Origin of the sequence: Halolamina salina, from assembly GCF_042678005.1 — an archaeon.
Taxonomy (GTDB): Archaea; Halobacteriota; Halobacteria; order Halobacteriales; family Haloferacaceae; genus Halolamina; species Halolamina salina.
In genome coordinates this window covers 1-1,029 of sequence record NZ_JBHUDH010000250.1, presented here as the reverse complement: position 1 = coordinate 1,029, position 1,029 = coordinate 1, and the positions used below count along the sequence as shown (strand labels likewise).

Genomic DNA, 1,029 nt, shown 5'->3' with positions numbered 1-1,029 from the left:
TGCTCGCCGACGTCGTCGGCGGCGACGTACTGTGTCCGCGTCGACCGCCCGACCTGCCGTGAGACGAAGACGGCGCCCACGGCCTCGTGCGTGAGCTCGACGAGAGCACACTCCACGAGCGCGACGACCGACGCGTGATCCCGGTCGGTCGGAACCGTCATCTCGAGGTCCGCCCACGACGCCTCAGCGTCGGGTGTGGTTTCTGCGTGATGCGCTGCTCGTGTCTTGCTGCGTCGTTCCGAAGCCATCGTCTATCGGGGGCACGTGATGCGCCCCGCCACCCCCTCGCGGGGGCAACAGACACCACCGAAACGCACCGCTCAATCTATACGCTACATCTGATACTTTCTCGGCTCTACTACCCCTGTGATGGCCCCTCGGCCTGAGAGAGCCGGCGGCCTTCGCACATTGCATATCGCCTCTTTCTTTGGACGAAATCCGCGATATGCAAGGCGAAATGACGTTCTCAAATCGGAGAAGAACCCCGTCGGGCCGATTTGAGGGCGTAGAAAGTACCTCGACGACTTCCGAGGTAATGCTGTGATTTCAAAAATTGCTCGACGCCGGGGTAACAAAGGTTATTTCGGACGTATCTGGATACCTGAGGACCGCTGGTTTACCTGTTCTGCGTCTCTCGAGGTCCTCCGGCTCGCCACTTCGAATCGTGAAATACCCCCGATTCCCTCGATACCGGTCGTGTTAGCCGCTGAAAATTGCTCGACGGGAGTCTAGAAGAACCTGATTCTAGTCCGCAGTATAATTCTCGACATACTGAGAGGAGTGGCTCTGCTGAAGCCTTCCCAACTTACACAATCGGCTTGCTGAATATAGGGGATAAATGCAGAATGGTGTTGAGATTTGTCTCGCACCTTCGATGGAGAATTGACCGTTAATTAGGTGTGCGAACATACCGCTGAGTTACCTGTCGATAAATCTTCCATACGAATATTTATCCTGTTATCAAACAGCATAGCACACATGACCGGGAGTGGAACTATTGAACGGATTTTTATCGCACCTGAAGCCGAA

At 55.4% G+C, this 1,029-nt stretch carries 1 pseudogene; it reads right to left on the bottom strand.

Going from position 1 to position 1,029, the window contains the following annotated elements:
• Positions 1-248: pseudogene (locus ACFR9S_RS15360) on the bottom strand (hypothetical protein); the annotation flags it as partial.
• Positions 249-1,029: the final 781 nt, after the last annotated feature.